Genomic DNA, 20536 nt, shown 5'->3' on the forward strand with positions numbered 1-20536 from the left:
GTGCGGGAGGCGTGTGAGGGTTTCGGTGGGGCCTGCGGGGGCGTCCGGCGGCGCCGTACAGGCCGGCCAGGGTGACGGACGGGGCTCGACGGCCCTTTGCCCCGCCGCTTCCCGTGGCATGCGCGTCCCTCGTCCGCCGGAAACACTCGTCGTCGACCGGTACGACGGCAGCGCCTCGCGTGCATCACGGTACGGAACTCGCGGGTTGGGCAGAAGAGTGCGACGGGAATCGGTGGACGGCCGGGGAATTGTGGAAAACTCGGCCACTCGAACGGGTGAAACGGGCCTGGAATCAGGCGCTTACGGCCACGGCCGCGGGGTCGTCGAGGACGGCTCGCACCACCGCGTGCGCGGCACCCAGCAGGGGGCCCTCGGGCCCTAGTCGGGAGACGGACACGGGGCAGGCCCGCCCCGCGCTCCGGCTCGCCAGCTCGGCCTCCAGGGAAGGCAGGAGCCAGGGCGCGAGCCCGGACAGCGCACCGCCCAGCACGACGCTGCCGGGGTCGAGCAGATTGACGGCTCCGGTCAGCGCGACGCCCAGCGCCGTGCCGGCGTCGCGCAGGGCCCGCCGTACCTTCTCGTCGCCCGCGGCGGCGCGGGTGGCGAGCAGCCCGACCCGGTCCTCGCCCGGTTCAAGACCGGCTGCCCGCAGCACGGCTTCCTCTCCGGCGTACTGCTCCAGGCAGCCGCGCCCGCCGCACGGGCAGGCGGGTCCTTCCGGTGCGACGGGCACATGCCCCAACTCGCCCGCGAAGCCGCGCGTTCCGCGCAGCAGACGTCCGTCGACGACCACCGCGGCACCGATGCCGATCTCCGCCGACACGTGCAGGAAGTCACGTGGCGTGTCCTCGCCGAGCCAGAGTTCCGCGAGCCCGCCGAAGTTGGCCTCGTTGTCCACGGTCAGGGGGAGGTCGCCCGGCAGCAGGGCGCCGAGGTCGGTGTCGTGCCAGCCGAGGTTGGGCGCCCGCACGACCGTACGGCCGTCCCGTGAGACCAGGCCGGGCACGGCCACCGACAGTCCCGCCGCCCACAGGTCCTGCCGCTCCGCCTCGGCGACGACGCGGCGTATCAGCGCGATGAGGTCCTTCGTCACCGGTCCGGGGGAGCGGCCCCGGTTCGTCCCGTGGCGTACCGCCCGTGCCCGTACCTGCCCGCGCAGGTCGACCACGCAGGCCGCGAGGTGGTCGACACCGACCTCCGCACCGACCCCGGCGGGACCCTGCCCGCTGACGGCGAGGGCCGAGCCGGGCCGGCCCACGCGGCCGGGCCGCTCGGGGCCCAGCTCCTGAAGCAGTCCGGTCCGGATGAGCTCGTCGACGAGGGTCGACACCGCGGCACGGGTCAGTCCGATGCGCGAGGCGACCGCCGCCCGCGACAGCGGTCCTTCGGCGCTGACGGTGTGCATGACCCGGGCGAGGTTGCGGCGGCGCATGCCCTGCTGGGTGTTGTCGGGCAGCACGCGCCCGGGGCCGGCCGGGCGGGCCTGGTGCAGCGGTGCGGTCATGCCTTCGTCGTCCTGGGTCGGTGTCCGTCGTCGGTGCGGTGCGGCGGTGGTCGCCGGCAGGCGTTCGTCAGTCGGTCCGTGCGCCCCGCTCCAGCAGTGAAGCCGCATCGGAGAGTACCCCGGAGATCCTGGTCAGGGTCGCCTCGTCCCGTTCCACCGGATCCAGCACGGGGCCGCCGGCCGTCTTCCAGCGGCGGGCGACGGCGGCCGGGTCCTCGCCGGTCAGCAGCCCCGCCGCCTGAGCCGCGGCGCCCAGCGCGACCAGCTCCTTGGCCTCGGGGACCTGGACGGGCCGTCCCGACAGCCGCCGTACGGTCTGCTGCCAGGCCGTTCCCCGGGCGCCGCCGCCGATCAGCAGCAGGGGGGTGGTGCGGTCGGCGTCCTGGTCGAGGACCAGGTCCAGCGCGCCCAGCAGGGCGTGTACGGCGCCGTCGTACGCGGCCTGCAGCAGCTGTCCGGGCGTGGTGTCGTGGCGCAGTCCGTAAAGCAGGCCGGAGGCGTTCGGCAGGTTCGGGGTGCGTTCGCCGTCGAGGTAGGGGAGCAGGGTGACGGTGGTGCCGGGTTCGACGGCCTCGCGGTCCAGGCCCAGCAGAGCGGCCACGCGGTCGACGGCGAGCGTGCAGTTGAGGGTGCAGGCCAGCGGCAGCCAGTCGCCGCGCGCGTCGGCGAAGCCCGCCACCGTTCCGGACGGGTCGGCCGGGCGGTGCCGGGACACCGCGTACACCGTGCCGGAGGTGCCGAGACTCAGCACCGGTGTCCCGGGCCGCAAGCCGAGGCCGAGCGCGGCGGCGGCGTTGTCGCCGGTGCCGGGAGCGACCAGGGTGCCCTTGGAGAACGGCAGATCGTGGCTGTCGCGCACGGTCCCCGCCACCTCTCCGGGCCGCACCACGCGGGGCAGCAGTGCCGGATCGAGCCCCACATGGGCGAGGATCTCCTCGTCGTACGCCTCGGTCGCGGACGCCCACCAGCCCGTACCCGAGACGTCCCCCCGGTCGGTCGTGCCCAGGCCGGTCAGGTGTTCGGTCAGGTAGTCGTGGGGCAGGCGCACCGCCGCCGTCGACCGGGCCGCCTCCGGTTCGTGCTCGGCCAGCCAGGCCCACTTGGTGACGGTGAAGGAGGCGCCGGGCACGCTGCCGGTCCGCTCCGCCCAGGTCTTCGGGCCGCCCAGCTCCTCGACGAGACGGCGGGCCTGCGGGGCCGAGCGCACGTCGTTCCACAGCAGGGCCGGCCGTACCGGGTCTCCCTGGGCGTCCAGGGCGACCAGCCCGTGCTGCTGGCCGGCGACCGCCACGGCGGCGGCCTCGTGCGCCGCCTCCCCGCACTGGTGCAGGGCCGCGCACAGGGCGTCCCACCACTGGCGGGGGTCGCTCTCGCGACCGGTCCCGGAGGAGACGGTGTGCGGCGCCTGGCCCCCGGCCACGACCCGCCCGGTGGCCGCGTCGACGACGAGCACCTTGGTGGACTGCGTGGACGAGTCCACACCGACGACGAGCGGACCCTCGGCTGCTGACATCGCCCTCTCCTCTTTTCGGTCCGGGCCTTCCTGTGCCTTCCCAGGGAGGCACAGGCATACTAATTTGTAAAGTGCCATGACGAAATAGTCGCAAGCGAGCAAGGAGCCGCGGCATGAGCTACCAGCCCACCCCCGAGGACAGGTTCACCTTCGGCCTGTGGACCGTCGGCTGGCAGGGACGGGACCCGTTCGGCGACGCCACCCGCCGCGCCCTCGACCCGGTCGAGACGGTGCAGCGCCTGGCCGGACTCGGCGCCCACGGGGTGACCTTCCACGACGACGACCTGATCCCCTTCGGGTCCTCCGACACCGAGCGCGAGTCGCACGTCAAGCGCTTCCGGCAGGCGCTCGACGCGACCGGCATGACCGTGCCGATGGCCACCACCAACCTCTTCACCCACCCCGTCTTCAAGGACGGCGCGTTCACCGCCAACGACCGTGACGTGCGCCGCTACGCGCTGCGCAAGACGATCCGCAACATCGACCTGGCCGCCGAACTGGGCGCCAGGACGTATGTGGCCTGGGGCGGCCGTGAGGGCGCCGAGTCCGGCGCCGCCAAGGACGTGCGCGCCGCCCTCGACCGCATGAAGGAAGCCTTCGACCTGCTCGGCGAGTACGTCACCTCCCAGGGCTACGACCTCCGCTTCGCCATCGAGCCCAAGCCGAACGAGCCGCGCGGCGACATCCTGCTGCCCACCGTCGGCCACGCGCTCGCGTTCATCGAGCGCCTGGAACGCCCGGAGCTGTACGGCGTGAACCCCGAGGTCGGCCATGAGCAGATGGCCGGGCTCAACTTCCCGCACGGCATCGCCCAGGCCCTGTGGGCGGGCAAGCTCTTCCACATCGACCTCAACGGCCAGTCCGGCATCAAATACGACCAGGACCTGCGCTTCGGCGCCGGTGACCTGCGCGCCGCTTTCTGGCTCGTCGACCTGCTGGAGAGCGCCGGCTACGACGGCCCGCGCCACTTCGACTTCAAGCCGCCGCGGACCGAGGACCTGGACGGCGTGTGGGCGTCGGCCGCCGGCTGCATGCGCAACTACCTCATCCTCAAGGAGCGTTCGGCCGCCTTCCGTGCCGACCCGGAGGTCCAGGATGCCCTGCGCGCCTCCCGGCTGGACCAGCTGGCGCAGCCCACGGCGGCGGACGGCCTGCAGGAGCTGCTCGCGGACCGCTCGGCCTTCGAGGAGTTCGACGTGGAGGCGGCGGCCGCGCGCGGGATGGCCTTCGAGCGGCTCGACCAGCTGGCGATGGACCACCTGCTGGGGGCACGAGGCTGACACCACAAGCGTCCGGTCCGGGGCACGCACGCGTGTGCGTGCCCCGGGCACGGGCACGCGTGCGTGCGTCTGTTCCGGGGTGGCACCCGTGGGAGCCGCTGATACCCGGTCCCCGTGCGGAATGCCGCGCAACCGTGCGGTCCATGCCATGGGGCCGTACCGACTGCCGTGCGCAGGCCGCGCGTTGTCCGGCGCTCGGTGACGATGGGCGGTACGGCCGTTCCACCCGTACCGCCTCGTCCGCCCGGGCCGCCCAGGCGCAGGAACCCGCTCTTCGTCCTCCTCACCGTGCTCGTGGCCGCCGACGCGGTCGCCGTGGTATTGGTGCCGGCCTTCTCGGGAAGCAGCTCACGGGACGGCAGACCGCCCGCGGACAGCAGTCCGAGCACGAGCCCCTCGCCTCGCCCCACCCTGAGCCTGCCCACCGAACCGCCGAGCCGGCTGCCGAGCTCCCTGCCGTCCGGCCTGCCCAGCTCACTGCCCCCGGGCTTCCCGAGCAGCCTGCCGAGCGACATCCCGAGTGACCTGCGATCGCTGCTCCCCTCCCTGGACGGCGACGGCCTGCCGTGACGGTGGGTCAGGGCCGGCAGGGCAGCCGTACGCGGCTCACTCCTCCCGCCCCGGGGCCCGTTCCGCCGCGGCCAGCGCCGTCGCCGGGTCCCGGGCCGCGCCGCCGGCCGGCACCCAGTGGCCCTGCTCCCTCCGGTAGGGCCACCAGCGGCCGTCCCGCCCGAGGCGGAGCTGGCGGTCCTCGCCGACGACGGTCCAGCGGTTGCCCTCGGCTCGCAGCGACGGCCGTTCGTCCTCCTCCCAGGCCGCCTCGACAGCGGCACACGCGCGTGCGTGGGCCTCGCCGTCGGGCGTCCACTCCTCCTCGAGCGCGCACAGGCCGGCCGCACCTCCGGACCGCCAGGCGAGCACGGCCCGTGCCAGCTCCTGCCTGCCGCGCCCCGAACCCTCGGCGAGCCGGTCCAGCACGGCGCCGTCGGAGACGCCCGCCGCCAGGCGTACGGCGTCCTGGGCGACGGTCGGCTCCCCGGACGGCGTGTGCTCCCCGGCCGGCGCCTGTTCCCCGGCCGCGGCCTTCAGCGTCTCGCCGAGCCACAGGTGCGCCGCCAGGACGGTCTGCGCGGCCAGGAACTCCAGCGCGACAGGGTCGATCCCGGGCGCCGGCGGAGCCTCGGTGTCCAGGGACGGTGGCGGGCCCGGCGCCGCGGGTGGCTCGGGCAGGGGCGGCAGGGGAGGCAGCACGAACGACGCCGCGTAGGCCTCCGCGGCGTCCACGCCGTCCGGCGCGGGCCGCCCGTCGCCGTCCGCGCTGTCACGGGCCCGGAGATCGGCGAAAAGGGCTCCTTCGTCCCGGCCGCGCATCAGCAACAGGACGAACGGATCCTGGTCCAGCAGCCGCGCCACCAGATGGCAGAGGGCCGCGGTGTGCCCGCAGTGGTCCCAGGCGCCGCAGTCGCACTCCGGTTCCAGATCGCCGATGCCGGGCAGCAGTTCGATCCCCGCGGCCGCCGCGTCCTCCACGAGGTGCGGCGGCAGATCGCGGTCGAGCAGCGCCGCCAGGTGCCCGGACCGCTCGACGGCCACGTCCAGGAACCGGGCCCACTCGTCGTCGGACAGCTCCTCCAGCAGGACGTCCGCGCGGTGTGCCGTACGGTCGCGGTCGCGCACCACGGCCGTGATCCGGCCCGGGCGCACCGACACCGCGCCCACCGCTCCCGCGCGGGCGAGCCTGCGGCCGGCCCTCACCTGCTCGGTGTCGAGAGCCGTGCCCTCGAGCGCCCTCAGCCAGGCATGGCCCCACCACGTGCCGGCGAAACCGCGCCCGCGCGCGGGCGGCAGCGCGGCGAACGTGCGCTCCCGGTCTGTGCGGTGCTCCGTCATCGCCATCCCTCTCGCAGCTCCACCAGGTCGGCCAGTTCCTTGTCCGTCAGCTCGGTGAGCGCGGCCCCGTCCGCGCCCAGGACCGTGTCGGCCAGTTCCCGCTTGCGGTGCAAAAGGTCGGCGATACGGTCCTCGATCGTCCCCTCGGCGATCAGCCGGTGCACCTGTACGGGCCTGTCCTGCCCGATCCGGTACGCCCGGTCGGTGGCCTGTGCCTCGACGGCGGGATTCCACCAGCGGTCGTAGTGCACGACATGCTCCGCGCGCGTGAGGTTCAGCCCGGTGCCCGCGGCCTTCAACGACAGCAGGAACAACGGGACTTCGCCGGCCTGGAAACGCCGGACCATGGCCTCCCGCTCGGCGACGGACGTGCCGCCGTGCAGGAACTGCGACCGCACGCCGCGTGCCGCCAGGTGCCGCTCGATCAGGCGCGCCATCTGCACGTATTGGGTGAAGACCAGCACGCCTGCCCCCTCGGCGAGGATGGTGTCGAGGAGTTCGTCCAGCAGCTCCAGCTTCCCGGAGCGGCCGGCGATCCTCGGGCGGTCCTCCTTGAGGAACTGCGCCGGGTGGTTGCAGATCTGCTTCAGGCCGGTCAGCAGCTTCACGATCAGGCCGCGCCGCGCCATGCCCCCGGCGCCGGAGATCTCCGCGAGCGTCTCGCGGACCAGGGCCTCGTACAGACCCGTCTGTTCCGCGGTGAGCGACACCGCGCGGTCGGTCTCGGTCTTCGGCGGCAGTTCGGGGGCGATCCCCGGGTCCGACTTGCGGCGCCGCAGCAGGAACGGGCCGACGAGCCGGGCCAGCCGCTCGGCGGCGGCCGGGTCCCGGTCGCTCTCGACGGCTTGCGCGTAGCGGGTGCGGAAGGTGCCGAGCCGGCCCAGCAGCCCGGGCGTCGCCCAGTCGAGGATCGCCCACAGCTCGGACAGGTTGTTCTCCACCGGGGTGCCGGTGAGCGCCACGCGTGCGCGTGCGCCGATGGAGCGCAACTGGCGGGCTGTCGCGGAGTGCGGGTTCTTCACGTGCTGGGCCTCGTCCGCCACGACCATGCCCCACGCCACCTCGGCCAGGCGCCGCGCGTCCAGGCGCATGGTGCCGTACGTGGTGAGGACGAACTCCCCGTCGGTCAGGTCCTCCAGGTCGCGCCGGGAGCCGTGGAAGCGCCGTACGGGCGTGCCGGGCGCGAACCTCTCGATCTCCCGCTGCCAGTTGCCCATCAGCGACGTCGGACACACCACGAGGGTCGGTCCGGCGGACGCCGGGTCGCCGTGGCGGTGCAGGTGCAGCGCGATCAGCGTGATCGTCTTGCCGAGGCCCATGTCATCGGCCAGACAGCAGCCCAGTCCCAGCGACGTCATCCGGGCCAGCCAGTCGAGTCCGTGCAGCTGGTAGTCGCGCAGGCGGGCGGCGAGCGCGGCCGGCTGCCCGACCGGCTCCTGTGCCTCCGGGTCGGTGAGCCGGTCCCGGAGGGCCGCCAGCCATCCCGTGGGCCGGACCTCGACCCGGTGGCCGTCGACCTCCGCGGAGCCGGTCAGGGCGGCGCCCAGTGCCTCCATGGGCGTGATCCTGCGGTCCTGCCGGGCGCGGGCGCGGCGCAGTTCCCCGGGGTCCACCAGGACCCACTGGTTGTGCAGCCGCACGAGGGGCCGGTTGGCCTCCGCCAGGCGGTCCAGCTCCTCCCGGGTGAGCCGCTGGTCGCCCAGCGCGAACCACCAGTCGAAGGCGAGCAGGGCGTCGGCGGACAGGGCCGTGCGGGAATCCGGCAGTGCGCTCCTGGAACCGCTGCCGCTGCCGCTGCCGTCGCCGTCCGGAGGCCCGACCGTGGCTCCGGACAGCAGCCCGCGGACCAGCCCCGTGGGCCAGTGCACGTCCACCCCGGCCGCGGTGAGGGCCCGGGCGCCCTCACCGAGGAGTTCGGCGACCTCCTCGTCGGCGAGCTCGACGGCATCCGGCACGGCCGCCGACAGCAGCGGCGTCAGCGCGGGCCACGAACGGGCCGCGCGGCGCAGCGCGAGCAGGACGTCCGTCCGCACGCGCGGGCCGAACACCTCGCCCGCGCGGCCCGGTCCGGCCCAGATCTCGGCGGCGTCGGCGACCCGCGCGGGATCGCTGATGCTGTGCACCTGCAGCACCGCGCGGAACCGCGGCTCCGTCTCGTGCTGTCCGGCGGACTCGAGCCCGGGCACTTCGACACGCAGCGAGATCCTCGCGCCCGCGTCGTGGCCCGCTGCGACGTCGGAGGCCCAGGCCCGCTGCTCCGGGATGTGCCGCGCCTCCAGTGCCGCGTAGGCCGCACCTCCTGTGAGGAGGGGTGCGGCGGGGGAGCGGGGCAGAGTGTCGGCCACCGCGTCGAGGAAGGCCCGCAGCAGTCGCTCGGGGTCGGGCAGCCGCAGTGGCTCGCTGCCGTCGACCGGGACGGCGTGCGCCTCGGGCGGCATCGAGGCGGCCAGCGTGCGGACGTCCTCCGCGTCCTGGCCGCGCAGCGGAGCCGCGCGCCAGGCGTCGTGATCGCCGGCGGACAGCCCCGGCAACAGCAGACCCCGCGCCACGAGGCGCAGGCCCAATACGGCCGCCGCGCCCCAGAACACGCCGGCGCGGTGTCCTTGCCCGGCGGCACGCGCGTGCGTGAGGACCGGCAGGGCCGTACGCACGGGAAGTACGGCAGCCGGCACGGTCACCGCCTCCACGCCGCTGCCGCGGGGGACGACGACCGTCGTCTCCTCCACGGCCGCAAAGGCCGTGGCCGGGGGAGTGGAGCCGTCGGGGAGCCAGAAGGCGACCCGGCCGGCGCGAGCGGGGTCAGCCGGAAGGAACACCGCACAGCAGCGGGTCAGTTCAAAGACCTCGGACGGTGTTGCCGCGGGAGTTCTCTGCACAGCGATGCCGATTCCTCAAATTTGACTACCTGGGTCGGGTCGCCGAGGGTACAGCACGCGGGCGGCCCACCGGGAACGGCGCGGCAGCGACGCGGGTGACCGCGCGGGTGAAGAAGGGGGTGCCGCCGCTCCATGGCCCGGCGCGACCAGTAGGGGTGCGTCTCAGGGACGTCTCAGGGTCGCGGTCCGGAACCGCCGGGAGCGCGGGACCGTTCTCTCGACAGAGAGCGGCAACGGCCGCGAAGGAGGCGACAGATGTCGAAGAACGCGAAGATCGCCGCGGGAGGAGTGGCGGTCGGGCTCATCCTGCTGATCTGGCTGCCCTGGTGGGCCGCCCTCCTGATAGTCCTCGGAATCCCGGCCGCCGCGTACCTCGCGCTGGACCCCTCCCAGCGGCGTCGGCTGCGCCGCGTCACCCGTAGGGAGCTCGGCCGCTGAAGCACTACCGCCCCGGCCCGCCGTTGCCGTCCAGGGCGCAGGAGTCGACCACATCGCCGCTCACGGGCCTGCCGACGGTCCGGTCCGCGGGCGGTCGGCCGCGTGCCGGGCACCCCGGACGGTGTGCGCGTCGCCCGGGCCGTGAGCCCTGGCCGGTCGGCCAGGTCGGTGTACGGGGTCCCGGCCGGTCCGGTGGTGGTCAGATCGGGCAGGCAGGCGGTCTGCTGGAAGACCGCGCCCGGCACCCGCAGACGCTCCTTGCCGGGGCGGTGCCTGTCGGCGCCGGCCACGGCCGTGACGGGAACGGGCCAGGTGACGCCTGCGGCCGGCGCGGCCGCGGCGACGAGTGGGGCACCTCGGGACAGACGCATGACGGCCTCCGGGGCACGACGGATCGGCGGGGACAGCACGGGTGGGTGAAGCCCGGGGCTGCCCCGCCGTGCGGGCCGGTTCCTGCGTCATCCATGGGTTGATACCCCATGGAGCGATGCTTCGTCATGGGGAGGCAGGACATGCGCCACGGGGAAGCGCCCTAGGAGCACGGGAGATCAGAGGGGGCGCACCGCCAGCTTGTCGAGGGCCTCCAGCAGACCGGGCAGCTCCGGCCCCCGGCCGACCGGCAGCACTTTGCCGGGCTCGTCGTCGAGGAGCACGAAGGCGATGTCGTCGGTGCGGGCCACCATCGACCAGCCGGGACCGTCGGCCCGCAGAGTACGTGCGTCGCCCGTCGCGAAGGACGACCGGACGCGGCCCAGCGGCGGCGGCGAGTCCACGTACGAGCGGGCCTCCGCCAGGACACGGCGGAGGCCGCTGCGACGCGGGGACGCCTCCCCACCGGTGCCGTCCGGCAACTCGCCGACGCCGTCCGCCCTGCTGGGCGGATCACCGTCCTTCGCCGCCCCGTCGGCCGGGTCCTGGAAGTCGGCCTCGTCGATCTGCTCGCGCCACACCGCCCACTGCAGCGCGATCTCGTCGGCGCCCAGCCGGCGCTGGGCGGGTCCCCAGGCGCTGGTGTCCGGCGGGGACAGCACGGGCGCGTCCGAGAGCCCCGGGTCCGGGTCGTGCGGCGCGGGCACGCCGGGAGCGGCCACGGCGACGGCGAGGGGCCAGCCCGGCAGCGCGGCGACGACCGTGCGTTCGTCGGGCGACAGGTCGTACTCCATGCCGCAGTCCCAGGACGCGATGGCCACGGCGACCAGCGACACGTCGTCGACGACCACCGTCCACCGCGCTCCGTCGCCGTCCTGACCGAGCACCAGGCCGTACCCGTCGGCGAGGGGCGCGAGATTGAGCGCCGCACAGGCCTCCGGGTAGTCGTCGCCCAGCACACTCGGGAACTGCGCCGGTGTCAGCAGTACCGCCGTGAGTACATAGAGCGCATCATCCGTGGCGGCGATGGCGTCCTCGTCCGTCCCGGCCATCCCGGCCTCCCCATCGGTTCGTCCAACGGCGCGCACCCTAGTGCGAGTGGAAGGCGGTTGTCACGACCCCTGTGCGCTCCCGGACCTGCGGTTCTCCACCTGGAGGTGGGCGAAACGACCGTCGCCCGTCCGCCCTTCCGACCGCCGGAAGATCCAGCAGCGCCCGGCCACCGCCGCGGACGGCTCGTCCCGCTCCCGCGCCAGGGCGATCACGGCCCGGCACGCCGGTTCGCCCACCGTTCGTCTGCTGCCCAACGTAAAATCGAAGTCGGCACGGCAGAAGGGGGCGGAGTGGCGAAGCGCTTCGAGCGACTGGAACAGATCCGCACCATGGACCCGGTGGCGGACGCGACCGAGATCTACCGGCTCACCTCCGCCTACGAGTTCCCCTGGGACTTCACCCGTTCCCTGGAGCTCGCCCTCTACCGCACGTACGCGGTTCCGAGCATCGGCCGGCTGCTGGCCGAGACGGCGGAACTCACCGACCGCGCGCAGAAGCGCTACGACGACACCTCCCTGCTCCTCGACGCCGTGGTCGAGCACGGCTTCGCGAGCGAACAGGGCCGCACCGCGATCCGGCGCATCAACCGGATGCACCGCAGCTACGACATCAGCGACGACGACATGCGGTACGTACTGTGCACGTTCGTCGTCATGCCCAGGCGCTGGATCGACGCGTACGGCTGGCGCAGACTCTCCCGGCACGAGGTCGTCGCCTCCACCGTCCACTACCGCACGCTCGGCCGGCACATGGGTATCAGGGACATCCCCGAGTCGTACGAGGAGTTCGAGGCCCACCTCGACGCCTACGAGAAGGAGCACTTCGGCTGGGACGAGCAGGCCCGGAGAGTCTCCGACGCCACCCTCGGCCTGATGACCTCCTGGTACCCGCGTCCGCTCGCGCCCCTGCTGCGCAACGCGACCCTCGCCCTGCTCGACGAACCGCTGCTGCGGGCCTTCCGCTACGAGCCCCCGAGCGCCCTCATCCGAGCCCTGGTGCGCCGCGCGGTACGCGCCCGGGGACGCGCCGTGCGCCTGCTGCCGCCGCGCCGCGCCCCGCACTTCGCGCGCCAGAACTGGGAGATCAAGAGCTATCCGGACGGCTACCGGCTGGCCGACCTCGGCACCCGCCCGGTCCCCGGCGTGCGGGGCTGCCCCGTGCGGCACACCGGCGGCTCGGCTGCCGGCCCCGGCCAGTGAGTCGGCCGAGGAGCGTGAGCAGGGCCGGGCCGGGTCAGGCCTCGCGTACGGCCAGCGCCAGGAAGCGGGCGTCCTCGTCGACGTAGGACGTCATGCGCCACCCCGAACCGGCGAGCAGCGGTCGCAGGTTGGGCTCGGCCCGCAGGTCGTCCGGGGTGAGCTGCCGGCCCTGACGCGTCGCGAGAGCCGCCCGCCCGACCGGGTGGAACAGCGCCAGCGTGCCGCCGGGACGCACCACGCGCCGCAACTCCCGCAGGTTCTCCGCGGGATGCGGCAGGTGCGCGATGAGCCCGGCGGCGAACACGGCGTCGAACGACCCCGGCCCGAGCGGCAGTGCGCCGACGTCGGCGAGCAGCAGATGCCCGTCCCGGTCCCGCCCGGCCCTTACGGCGGCCCGCAGCATGGCCGGCGTCAGATCGGCGCCCACGACGACTCCCGAGCGGCCCACGGCCGCGCGCAGCGGCGGCAGGGCGCGCCCGGTGCCGCACCCCGCGTCGAGGACGCGGTCGCCCTCGCGCAGCCCGAGTTCGGCGACCGCGGCCGCGTAGGCGGGGCCGTCGTCCGGGAACCTGCTGTCCCAGTCGGCGGCGCGCGTGGTGAAGAACTCCTGGACGTGTGCGTGGTCCTCGCTCATGTTCCGCATGATCCCTCACAGGTTTGAACGGAGCCGCTGCGCGCACGTTCGGGCGCGACGCGATCGTTCCGGTGCCCGTTTATGTCATATTCCGACACTTTTCGAAACGCGCCTCCTCTGTGCGCCCGTGCCCCCCTAGCGTCCCGGGGCCATGGGACACCTGGACCACGCCTCCCTCGGCTGGCTGACCCCCCTGCTGTCGTACGCGATGGCCTGCATCGGCGCCGCCCTGGGGCTGCGCTGCACCGTGCGGGCCCTGGCCGCCACCGGGCGCTCGCGCCGCAACTGGCTCATCACCGCGGCCTCGGCGATCGGCACCGGCATCTGGACCATGCACTTCGTCGCCATGCTCGGCTTCGGCGTCAGCGGCACCGACATCCGCTACGACGTCCCCCTGACCCTCCTCAGCCTGATCGTCGCCGTGGCCGTCGTCTGCGCGGGCGTCTTCGCCGTCGGCTACAGCCGCGACCGCGGACGCGCCCTGTTCCTCGGGGGGCTCACCACCGGTCTCGGCGTGGCGAGCATGCACTACCTCGGCATGGCGGCGGTGCGCCTGCACGGCGACGTCAGCTACGACCCGGTGCTCGTCGCCCTGTCCGTCGCGATCGCCGTCCTCGCCGCCACCGCCGCCCTGTGGGCCGGGTTGAACATCAAGTCGCCGCTCGCGGTCGCCGTCGCCTCCCTCGTCATGGGGGCGGCGGTCAGCAGCATGCACTACACGGGGATGTTCGCGGTGAGCGTGCGCGTCACACCCTCCGACACGGTCCTGCCCGGGGCCACGGCGATGCAGTTCATCTTCCCCCTCGCCGTCGGCCTCGGGTCCTACCTCTTCCTGACCTCGGCCTTCGTCGCCCTGTCCCCCTCGGCGGGGGAGCGCGAGGCCTCCGCCTCGGCCCAACGGTCGGTCGAGAGCGCCACCCGTTAGCAGGCGGCGGGCGACATTCCGGACGGCACGCCCGAGACCCCCGAGCGAGGAACCATGCGAACACCCCGCAGGACCCCGGCCGGCGCCCCGGCGCCGGTCCCACCGCCCGTGCGTGGCCGCCGCGCGCACGCCGGGCCGCCCGCCGACGAGGGCTCGGAGGATCCTTGGACCGGGGGACCGGACGACGTACCCGTACGCGGGGGGCGCCGTCGGCTGCGTCCCCGCACCGTACGGGCCAAGATCGTGTGCCTGCTCATGGTGCCGGTCGTCTCCCTGCTCGCCCTGTGGGCATACGCGACCGTGACCACCGCACAGGACATCGCGCGGCTGCGGCAGACGCAGCGCGCGGACTCCGTGGTGCGGGCCCCGGTCGCGGCCGCCGTCGCCGCGCTCCAGGAGGAGCGGGCGGCCGCCGTGCGCTACGCGACCGGTCCGGGGACGACGGGAAGCGATGATTTGAAGAACCTCGCCGCGCGCACCGACCGGGCCGTGGCGAAGCTGCGGCTCGGCAACCGCAACACCGTCGCCGACGGTGAGCAGCTGCCCGCAGGAGTCGCGCAGCGTCTGCGCGTCTTCGTGGACGGAGCCGAAGACCTGCGGTCCCTGCGCACCGCGCTGCTCGACCGGCGGGCCGGGTGGGACGAGGCCTACGGGCAGTACACCAAGGTCATCTCCACGGCCTTCGGCGCGGGCGGCGCGCTCACCGGCATCCAGGACGCCGGTCTCGGCTCCGACGCGCGCGTGCTGCTCGAGTTCTCCCGCGCGGGAGAAGCACTGGCCCAGGAACACGCGGTGCTCTCCAGCGCCCGCCTGGCCGGCGGCCTGGGCGGAGAGCGGCTCGCCTTGTTCACGGGCGCCGTCGACACGCGCCGGGCCCTCACCGACGCCGCCGTCGCCGACCTGCGAGGCTCCGAGCGCACCACCTGGCAGAGCCTCGCCGCTGGCCGCGACTACACAGCTCTCGGCGCCGTCGAGGACAAGGTCCTCGCCGCCGGCCAGGGCCGCCGCGCGCTGGATGCGGCACCGGAAGCCATCTGGGACCCGGCACACGCGCGCGTACAGGACGGCATGCGCGCCATCGCGGCGGACGCGGGGCAGGGCGTCGCGGACCGCGCCGACCCCTTCACCCGCGGCCTGCTCAGCCCCGCCGGTGCCGCCGTTCTCTTCGGCCTGGTCGCCGTCTCCGCCTCGCTCGTCATCTCGGTTCGCATCGGACGCGGCCTCGTCGTCGAACTGGTGAGCCTGCGCAACGGCGCCCTGGAGATCGCCCGCCGCAAACTCCCCGAGGCGATGCGCAGGCTGCGCGCCGGCGAGGAGATCGACGTCCGGGCCGAGGCCCCGCCGGGCCCGGCCGCCGAGGACGAGACCGGACAGGTCGCCGAGGCCCTCGGCACCGTGCACCGCGCCGCCCTGCGGGCCGCTGTGGAGCGCGCCGAACTCGCCAGTGGCATCTCCGGCGTCTTCGTCAACCTCGCGCGCCGCAGCCAGGTCCTCGTCCACCGTCAACTCAGTCTCCTGGACAGCATGGAACGGCGTTCGGACGACCCGAACGAGCTGAGCGACCTCTTCCGGCTCGATCACCTCACCACCCGTATGCGGCGCCACGCCGAGAGCCTGATCATCCTCTCCGGAGCCGCGCCGGGCAGGGCCTGGCGCATGCCGGTCTCCCTGACGAACGTGGTCCGTGCGGCCGTCTCCGAGGTCGAGGACTACGCGCGCGTGGAGGTACGGCAACTCCCCGACGCCTTTGTCGTCGGCGCGGCCGTCGCCGACCTCACCCACCTGCTCGCCGAGCTCGTGGAGAACGCCGCCCAGTTCTCACCGCCCCACACGCGCGTGCGCGTCACCGGAGAACCCGTCGGCAACGGATACGCGGTCGAGATCGAGGACCGGGGCCTGGGCATGGGCAAGGAAACGCTTGCCGAGGCCAATCGGCGCATCGCCCAGTCCGAGGCGCTCGACCTGTTCGACAGCGACCGGCTCGGCCTGTTCGTGGTCAGCAGGCTCGCCGCCCGCCACGACATCAAGGTCCACCTGCGGACCTCGCCCTACGGCGGCACCACCGCGGTCGTCCTGCTGCCCACGGCCCTGCTGCACAGCGGCGCGGCGGAGACGTCCCCCCGGGCGACGGCCGAGCGGGAGCACCCGGCGGAAGGTGAGTACGCGCACGTACCCGAGACCGCCCGGCACCAGGACTCCGTGCCGGCACCGGCCGGCCGTTCCGCGCCGGCCGCCCCGGGACAGGCCGTGCCCGCGAGCGACACCCCGCCCCCGGGAGTGACCGCCCTGCGGCTGCACCGTCCCGTGCAGGACCCCGAGCCGGACTCCCCGGAATCCGACGGCCTGCCGCGCCGCGTGCGGCAGGCGAGCCTCGCCCCGCAACTGCGCGGACAGCGCACCGAGGAAGCGGCACGCCCCGGACCCTTGCACGACGACGACCGGCGCACGCCCGAACTCGTACGGGACCGCATGGCCGCCTACCGCGACGGCTGGGTCCGCGGCGGCGGCAGACAGCCCGGCCGCAGTGCCGCGCCCGAAGACGGCACCGGCAGCGACAGCGACGAAGGAGACCTCGCATGATCCAGGACCCGAGCATGAGGGCCGCCCAGCGGTCCGGCGAACTCGACTGGCTGCTGGACGACCTGGGGTTGCGCGTGCGCGAGGTACGGCACGCGGTCGTGCTGTCCAACGACGGACTGGCCGTGGGCGCGTCGACCGACCTCGAGCGCGAGGACGCGGAGCACCTGGCCGCCGTGGCCTCCGGCTTCCACAGCCTCGCCAAGGGCGCCGGCCGCCACTTCGGGGCCGGGGGCGTACGCCAGACGATGGTGGAGATGGACGACGGCTTCCTCTTCGTGGCCGCCGCGGGCGACGGCTCCTGCCTCGCCGTCCTCACCGCCGCCACGGCCGACATCGGCCTGGTGGCCTACGAGATGGCACGGCTCGTCAAACGGGTCGGCGAGCACCTCTACACGCCACCGCGCGCCACCGCGCGGCCGCCCGCGGCGGGATGAGGCGAAAGGGCGGTCCGCGCAGATGACCGACGACTTCATGAGCGCCCCGCACGAGCCGGGCAGCCAGTGGTACGACCACGAGGCCGGACCGCTCGTCCGCCCGTACGCCATGACGGGCGGACGCACCAAGTCCGGCCCGGACGGCGTGCGTTTCGACCTGATCTCCCTGGTCACCCTCACTCCGGGCGCACCCGGCACGGACGGCGACGCCGCCCTCGGACCGGAACACCGGTTCATGATCGAGTTGTGCCGGACGGAGACGCAGTCCGTCGCCGAACTCGCCGCGGGCGCCGACCTGCCCGTCGGCGTGGTCAGGGTGCTCCTCGGAGACCTTCTGGAACTCGGCCGCGTCACCGTCAGCCGCCCAGTGCCGCCCGCACAGCTTCCCGACGAACGGATTCTGCGTGAGGTGATCGCGGGGCTGCGGGCGCTGTAGAGAAAGCGCCCTGTTGTGCACCTGTTCCGGCACCTTGGGGAACGAGTCGGTCAGAACGGAGAAATTACGGTCAAATCCCCTGAACGAGTGCCCACGTCGTCATGATGCTGACGGTTCCCCTCCCCGCGCCGACCGTTGCACCCCTCCTGAGAGAAGGATCCATGGTCTCCGAGCACTTTGACGCCCCGGACGGCGAGACGGCCGCCCTGGCGCTGAAGATACTGGTCGCCGGCGGGTTCGGCGTGGGCAAGACCACCCTGGTGGGCGCGGTCAGCGAGATCCGGCCGCTGCGCACCGAGGAACTGCTGAGCCAGGCCGGACAGTTGGTCGACGACACCGACGGCGTGGACCAGAAGGTCACCACGACCGTCGCCATGGACTTCGGACGCATCACCATCCGGTCCGGACTCTCCCTCTACCTCTTTGGTACGCCGGGCCAGGACCGCTTCTGGTTCCTGTGGGACGAGCTGTCACAGGGCGCCCTCGGGGCCGTGGTCCTCGCCGACACCCGACGGCTGGAGGACTGCTTTCCGGCGGTGGACTACTTCGAGCACCGGCACATCCCGTTCGTGGTGGCCGTCAACTGCTTCCCGGGCGCCCGTGCCTACGACGCCGACGACGTCTCCCGCGCCCTCGACCTCGACCGGGGCACGCCCGTGGTCCTGTGCGACGCCCGCGAACGCGACTCCGGAAAGGAGGTGCTGATCCGGCTCGTCGAGTACGCCGGGCGGATGCACACCGCCCGGCTGCTCGACTCCGTGAGCTGAACGCAACGGTGCGCGTCCGGACGGCCGGGAACGCGCGGAAGCCGGCCGTCCTCAGCCCGCGACGTCCTTCACCGCCGCGACCCCGTCGACCGTGAACCGGACCAGCAGTTCGCCCGGGACGCCGTTGCGGGCGCCGAACTCCTCACCGCGCTCCTCGCCCATGTAGCGGGCGCCGATGCGCGTGGCCCACTGCCGGACCTCGTCCAGGTCCTCCGACAGCCGGGCGCGGCCCCGCAGCACCACGAAGCTGAACGGCGGCCGGTCGTCGTCCACGCACAGGGCGACCCGGTCGTCACGGGCCAGATTGCGCCCCTTCACGGTCTCCTTCCCGGTGTTGAACACGATGTCGTTCCCGTCGAGCAGAAACCAGATCGGCGCGACATGCGGGCTCCCGTCGGCCCGTACGGTCGACAGCTTGCCGGTGCGGGTGCCGTACGAGACGAACGCCCGCCATTCGTCGTCGGTCATCTTCTGTGTCATGCCCCCATACTCCTTGCCGGGACAGCGACGGTGGGGAAGGCTGACGGGAGATCCTCCGGTCACGGGGGAGACGTCACACGGGGAGACCGCATCATGGCGCAGAACCAGACCCTGGGCTGGCTGCTCGACGACCTGACCCAACGGATGGAACACGTACGGCACGCCCTGGTCCTGTCCAATGACGGGCTGGTGACGGGCGCGAGCACGGGACTGCGACGCGAGGACGCCGAGCATCTCGCGGCCGTGTCGTCCGGACTGCACAGCCTGGCCAAGGGCTCGGGCCGCCACTTCGGTGCGGGCGGAGTGCGCCAGACGATGGTCGAGTTCGACGACGCGGTGCTGTTCGTCACGGCGGCCGGAGCGGGCAGCTGCCTGTGCGTCCTCAGCGGTGCGGAGGCCGACATCGGTCAGATCGCCTACGAGATGACCCTGCTCGTCAACCGCGTCGGCGAGCACCTCGACGTGGACGCCCGCCAACCGGAGCGGACTTCCACGACAGATCTCTGACCTGCGCGTTCGTCACCCCCTGCGGAGTTGTCCACAGGCTCGCGCCGAGATTCGCGGCAACGGCTACGGTTTTTCCAGGCGAGCGCAGCCTGCGCGAGCCCCACACTCCACGGGGGAGACGACCATGTCCGGCGACACCATCACGCATGTCATCACACCCACCGTCGAAACGGCCGACGCGAAGCGACGGACGCCCTTCTCCCAGAGCCGGGCGGCCCGCGAACTGGGTCTCAAGCGCAGCGAGTTCGAGCTGGCCGTCCATCTCGGCCATATTCGCACCCTGCCCGACGAGGGGGGAGGCGGCCGGCGCGTCGACCGCGCCGAGATCGAGCGGCTGCGCGCCCAGGAGGGTTTCCCGGAGGCGCTGCGCAGGCGGGTCGAAGCCGTGGGCACCAGGGACGGCGCGGCGCTCATGGAAGTGACCGCCGCCCGGTTCACGCGCCTGGCCCGCCTGGGTCTGCTGACTCCGGTCAAGTTCTACCTGAACCGCTACCGGGCCGTGGTCTGGCTGTATCTGGCCGACGAGCTGCTGGAGTTCGCCACCGGCCCGCAGAGCGCGGCGCTGCTGAACCGGCCCTTGCCCGAGGTGCTTCGGTCCCAGCTGGACACCGGCCTGGACCTGCGCGCCCGCAACTGGCGTGGACGGCACCTCGGCTTCCTGCTGCGCCAGGCCGGCGACCCGTGGGAGCGGGCGGGTGCCGTGGCATCGATGCTCGACCAGGTTCAGGTCTCGGAGATCGTCAGGGATCCCTACGAACGTGCGTATCTGAACCGATTCCGGCCGCAGCCGCCCGCCCACGGCACACCGGACTCGCCCGCCGCCCATCTCACCGAGCGGATCGCGACGGCGCAGGATCCGGACGAGATCGAATGGCTCAGGGCCGACCTGGCGCGAGCGGTGCAAGAGGCACGCACCCACCGGCCCGCACCCCGCCCGGCCCCACGGCGCACCGGCCGACACTCGGCACAGCACGGGTCTCCGGCAGAGCATGGGTCTCCGGCAGAGCATCGATGTTCAGAGCACCGGCACCCGGCACATCACCGGCACCCGCTCGCGCCGGAGCGGCCCGAGCGACCTCGGCAGCCCGAGCGGCCCCAGCGGCCCGAACCGGTGAAGCGATGTGAGCGCTCACGCCGTCTGCTGGGCCGGTTCTTCCGCAGAGACACCTGAACGGTCATCCGCCGGGTCCCGGGCCGGCCGGCGGCCCCACCACGGAGAGCGACTGCCTACACCGCGCGGAACAGGCCCTCCTGGACGACCGACACGAGCAGGCGTCCCTCCACGTCGTAGATGCGCCCGCGGGCCAGACCCCTGCCGCCTGTCGCGATCGGCGACTCCTGGTCGTACAGGAACCACTCATCCGCACGGAACGGCCGGTGGAACCACATGGCGTGGGCGGAGATGGAAGCCGCGAGTGCTCGGCGACCTGCATGTTTCTGGTGTAGAGAGAGCTTGGACGCATGCCCAGCACACCATGCGCACAATCGTGCGATGGGTGGTAGCCAGTCCATCTGACAAGTTGCTGTAGGCATGCTGAGCGAATGCCGCAGGTTTCCTGCGCGGAGGGGCGCCAGCAGGTTCTTCGTCTGCTGGTGGTACGGCGCTTGCATGTCTCCGACGTGTGAACAGACCCTGGTCAGGGTGGGGGTG

The 20536-nt window shown here is 73.3% G+C and carries 20 protein-coding genes; 11 read left to right on the top strand and 9 right to left on the bottom strand.

The window, feature by feature from the left end; genetic code table 11:
• Positions 1 to 292: 292 nt before the first annotated feature.
• Together C1I97_RS11005 and xylB are read right to left on the bottom strand one after the other, a co-directional pair.
• A complete protein-coding gene (locus tag C1I97_RS11005; protein WP_111003046.1) occupies positions 293 to 1504 on the bottom strand; it encodes an ROK family transcriptional regulator in 1212 nt (403 codons plus the stop codon).
• A 67-nt stretch (positions 1505 to 1571) separates the two neighbouring features.
• Positions 1572 to 3017 carry a xylulokinase gene (gene xylB / locus C1I97_RS11010; RefSeq protein WP_111003047.1) on the bottom strand — a complete coding sequence of 482 codons (1446 nt, stop codon included), beginning with the start codon at positions 3015 to 3017 and terminating at the stop codon, positions 1572 to 1574.
• Between the two features lie 113 nt (positions 3018 to 3130).
• On the opposite strand from xylB, the gene xylA reads away from it, so the two are divergent.
• Together xylA and C1I97_RS11020 are read left to right on the top strand one after the other, a co-directional pair.
• Positions 3131 to 4297 (top strand): xylose isomerase, encoded by a 1167-nt coding sequence (gene xylA, locus C1I97_RS11015; RefSeq protein ID WP_111003048.1) that lies wholly within the window; start codon positions 3131 to 3133, stop codon positions 4295 to 4297.
• Positions 4298 to 4585: 288 nt separating this feature from the next.
• Complete coding sequence (locus tag C1I97_RS11020) at positions 4586 to 4867, top strand: hypothetical protein (RefSeq protein WP_258382518.1); 282 nt, start codon at positions 4586 to 4588, stop codon at positions 4865 to 4867.
• Between the two features lie 36 nt (positions 4868 to 4903).
• Here the strand turns inward: C1I97_RS11020 and C1I97_RS11025 are convergent, their stop codons facing one another.
• Together C1I97_RS11025 and C1I97_RS11030 are read right to left on the bottom strand one after the other, a co-directional pair.
• Positions 4904 to 6187, bottom strand: a complete 1284-nt coding sequence (locus tag C1I97_RS11025; RefSeq protein WP_111003062.1) for an SWIM zinc finger family protein — start codon at positions 6185 to 6187, stop codon at positions 4904 to 4906.
• Positions 6184 to 9063, bottom strand: coding sequence for a DEAD/DEAH box helicase (locus C1I97_RS11030; RefSeq protein ID WP_111003050.1), 2880 nt, complete (start codon positions 9061 to 9063; stop codon positions 6184 to 6186). Before C1I97_RS11030 ends, C1I97_RS11025 begins: the two co-directional genes overlap by 4 nt.
• A 255-nt stretch (positions 9064 to 9318) precedes the next feature.
• On the opposite strand from C1I97_RS11030, the gene C1I97_RS11035 reads away from it, so the two are divergent.
• Positions 9319 to 9501, top strand: coding sequence for a hypothetical protein (locus C1I97_RS11035; protein ID WP_111003051.1), 183 nt, complete (start codon positions 9319 to 9321; stop codon positions 9499 to 9501).
• 548 nt (positions 9502 to 10049) lie between these two features.
• On the opposite strand, the gene C1I97_RS11045 is transcribed toward C1I97_RS11035, so the two are convergent.
• Together C1I97_RS11045 and C1I97_RS39235 are read right to left on the bottom strand one after the other, a co-directional pair.
• A complete protein-coding gene (locus tag C1I97_RS11045) occupies positions 10050 to 10922 on the bottom strand; it encodes a hypothetical protein (RefSeq protein ID WP_111003052.1) in 873 nt (290 codons plus the stop codon).
• A 60-nt stretch (positions 10923 to 10982) separates the two neighbouring features.
• A complete protein-coding gene (locus C1I97_RS39235; protein ID WP_146608191.1) occupies positions 10983 to 11177 on the bottom strand; it encodes a hypothetical protein in 195 nt (64 codons plus the stop codon).
• A 75-nt stretch (positions 11178 to 11252) separates the two neighbouring features.
• On the opposite strand from C1I97_RS39235, the gene C1I97_RS11050 reads away from it, so the two are divergent.
• On the top strand, positions 11253 to 12122 hold the full coding sequence (locus tag C1I97_RS11050; RefSeq protein WP_111003063.1) for an oxygenase MpaB family protein: 870 nt from the start codon (positions 11253 to 11255) through the stop codon (positions 12120 to 12122).
• A 34-nt stretch (positions 12123 to 12156) separates the two neighbouring features.
• Here the strand turns inward: C1I97_RS11050 and C1I97_RS11055 are convergent, their stop codons facing one another.
• Entirely contained in the window at positions 12157 to 12756 is a 600-nt protein-coding gene (locus C1I97_RS11055; protein WP_111003053.1) for a class I SAM-dependent methyltransferase, read from the bottom strand.
• 151 nt (positions 12757 to 12907) lie between these two features.
• Here C1I97_RS11055 and C1I97_RS11060 point away from each other — a divergent pair, with 151 nt between their 5' ends.
• From C1I97_RS11060 to C1I97_RS11080, 5 genes are all read left to right on the top strand, one after another.
• Positions 12908 to 13681: an MHYT domain-containing protein gene (locus C1I97_RS11060; RefSeq protein ID WP_111003054.1), complete on the top strand. Its 774-nt coding sequence runs from the start codon at positions 12908 to 12910 to the stop codon at positions 13679 to 13681.
• 54 nt (positions 13682 to 13735) lie between these two features.
• A complete protein-coding gene (locus C1I97_RS11065; protein ID WP_111003055.1) occupies positions 13736 to 16261 on the top strand; it encodes a sensor histidine kinase in 2526 nt (841 codons plus the stop codon).
• Complete coding sequence (locus C1I97_RS11070; protein WP_111003056.1) at positions 16258 to 16695, top strand: roadblock/LC7 domain-containing protein; 438 nt, start codon at positions 16258 to 16260, stop codon at positions 16693 to 16695. Before C1I97_RS11065 ends, C1I97_RS11070 begins: the two co-directional genes overlap by 4 nt.
• Positions 16696 to 16717: 22 nt before the next feature.
• The gene (locus C1I97_RS11075; RefSeq protein ID WP_111003057.1) at positions 16718 to 17131 is read left to right on the top strand and encodes a DUF742 domain-containing protein; all 414 of its coding nucleotides are present in this window, start codon (positions 16718 to 16720) and stop codon (positions 17129 to 17131) included.
• 161 nt (positions 17132 to 17292) lie between these two features.
• Positions 17293 to 17898, top strand: a complete 606-nt coding sequence (locus C1I97_RS11080) for a GTP-binding protein (RefSeq protein ID WP_111003058.1) — start codon at positions 17293 to 17295, stop codon at positions 17896 to 17898.
• A 51-nt stretch (positions 17899 to 17949) separates the two neighbouring features.
• Here the strand turns inward: C1I97_RS11080 and C1I97_RS11085 are convergent, their stop codons facing one another.
• Entirely contained in the window at positions 17950 to 18378 is a 429-nt protein-coding gene (locus tag C1I97_RS11085; RefSeq protein ID WP_111003059.1) for a PPOX class F420-dependent oxidoreductase, read from the bottom strand.
• 93 nt (positions 18379 to 18471) lie between these two features.
• On the opposite strand from C1I97_RS11085, the gene C1I97_RS11090 reads away from it, so the two are divergent.
• Both C1I97_RS11090 and C1I97_RS11095 read left to right on the top strand, forming a co-directional pair.
• Positions 18472 to 18885, top strand: a complete 414-nt coding sequence (locus C1I97_RS11090; RefSeq protein WP_111003060.1) for a roadblock/LC7 domain-containing protein — start codon at positions 18472 to 18474, stop codon at positions 18883 to 18885.
• Between the two features lie 124 nt (positions 18886 to 19009).
• A complete protein-coding gene (locus C1I97_RS11095) occupies positions 19010 to 20056 on the top strand; it encodes a DUF6397 family protein (protein ID WP_111003061.1) in 1047 nt (348 codons plus the stop codon).
• Between the two features lie 56 nt (positions 20057 to 20112).
• Here C1I97_RS11095 and C1I97_RS41335 read toward each other — a convergent pair whose 3' ends face one another.
• Positions 20113 to 20496 (bottom strand): acyl-CoA thioesterase, encoded by a 384-nt coding sequence (locus C1I97_RS41335; protein ID WP_309147793.1) that lies wholly within the window; start codon positions 20494 to 20496, stop codon positions 20113 to 20115.
• Positions 20497 to 20536: the final 40 nt, after the last annotated feature.

It is taken from the genome of Streptomyces sp. NTH33 (assembly GCF_003236365.1).
Taxonomy (GTDB): Bacteria; Actinomycetota; Actinomycetes; order Streptomycetales; family Streptomycetaceae; genus Streptomyces.

Excerpts from the sequence above, each read along its gene's own strand:
- C1I97_RS11005 (WP_111003046.1), bottom strand. The coding sequence starts at position 1,504 with ATGACCGCACCGCTGCACCAGGCCCGCCCGGCCGGCCCCGGGCGCGTG.
- xylA (WP_111003048.1), top strand. The coding sequence starts at position 3,131 with ATGAGCTACCAGCCCACCCCCGAGGACAGGTTCACCTTCGGCCTGTGG.
- C1I97_RS11090 (WP_111003060.1), top strand. The coding sequence starts at position 18,472 with ATGGCGCAGAACCAGACCCTGGGCTGGCTGCTCGACGACCTGACCCAA.
- C1I97_RS11070 (WP_111003056.1), top strand. The coding sequence starts at position 16,258 with ATGATCCAGGACCCGAGCATGAGGGCCGCCCAGCGGTCCGGCGAACTC.
- C1I97_RS11050 (WP_111003063.1), top strand. The coding sequence starts at position 11,253 with ATGGACCCGGTGGCGGACGCGACCGAGATCTACCGGCTCACCTCCGCC.
- C1I97_RS11085 (WP_111003059.1), bottom strand. The coding sequence starts at position 18,378 with ATGACACAGAAGATGACCGACGACGAATGGCGGGCGTTCGTCTCGTAC.
- C1I97_RS11080 (WP_111003058.1), top strand. The coding sequence starts at position 17,293 with ATGGTCTCCGAGCACTTTGACGCCCCGGACGGCGAGACGGCCGCCCTG.
- C1I97_RS11055 (WP_111003053.1), bottom strand. The coding sequence starts at position 12,756 with ATGAGCGAGGACCACGCACACGTCCAGGAGTTCTTCACCACGCGCGCC.
- C1I97_RS11035 (WP_111003051.1), top strand. The coding sequence starts at position 9,319 with ATGTCGAAGAACGCGAAGATCGCCGCGGGAGGAGTGGCGGTCGGGCTC.
- xylB (WP_111003047.1), bottom strand. The coding sequence starts at position 3,017 with ATGTCAGCAGCCGAGGGTCCGCTCGTCGTCGGTGTGGACTCGTCCACG.
- C1I97_RS41335 (WP_309147793.1), bottom strand. The coding sequence starts at position 20,496 with ATGCAAGCGCCGTACCACCAGCAGACGAAGAACCTGCTGGCGCCCCTC.
- C1I97_RS11025 (WP_111003062.1), bottom strand. The coding sequence starts at position 6,187 with ATGACGGAGCACCGCACAGACCGGGAGCGCACGTTCGCCGCGCTGCCG.
- C1I97_RS11060 (WP_111003054.1), top strand. The coding sequence starts at position 12,908 with ATGGGACACCTGGACCACGCCTCCCTCGGCTGGCTGACCCCCCTGCTG.
- C1I97_RS11075 (WP_111003057.1), top strand. The coding sequence starts at position 16,718 with ATGACCGACGACTTCATGAGCGCCCCGCACGAGCCGGGCAGCCAGTGG.
- C1I97_RS11045 (WP_111003052.1), bottom strand. The coding sequence starts at position 10,922 with ATGGCCGGGACGGACGAGGACGCCATCGCCGCCACGGATGATGCGCTC.
- C1I97_RS11095 (WP_111003061.1), top strand. The coding sequence starts at position 19,010 with ATGTCCGGCGACACCATCACGCATGTCATCACACCCACCGTCGAAACG.
- C1I97_RS11065 (WP_111003055.1), top strand. The coding sequence starts at position 13,736 with ATGCGAACACCCCGCAGGACCCCGGCCGGCGCCCCGGCGCCGGTCCCA.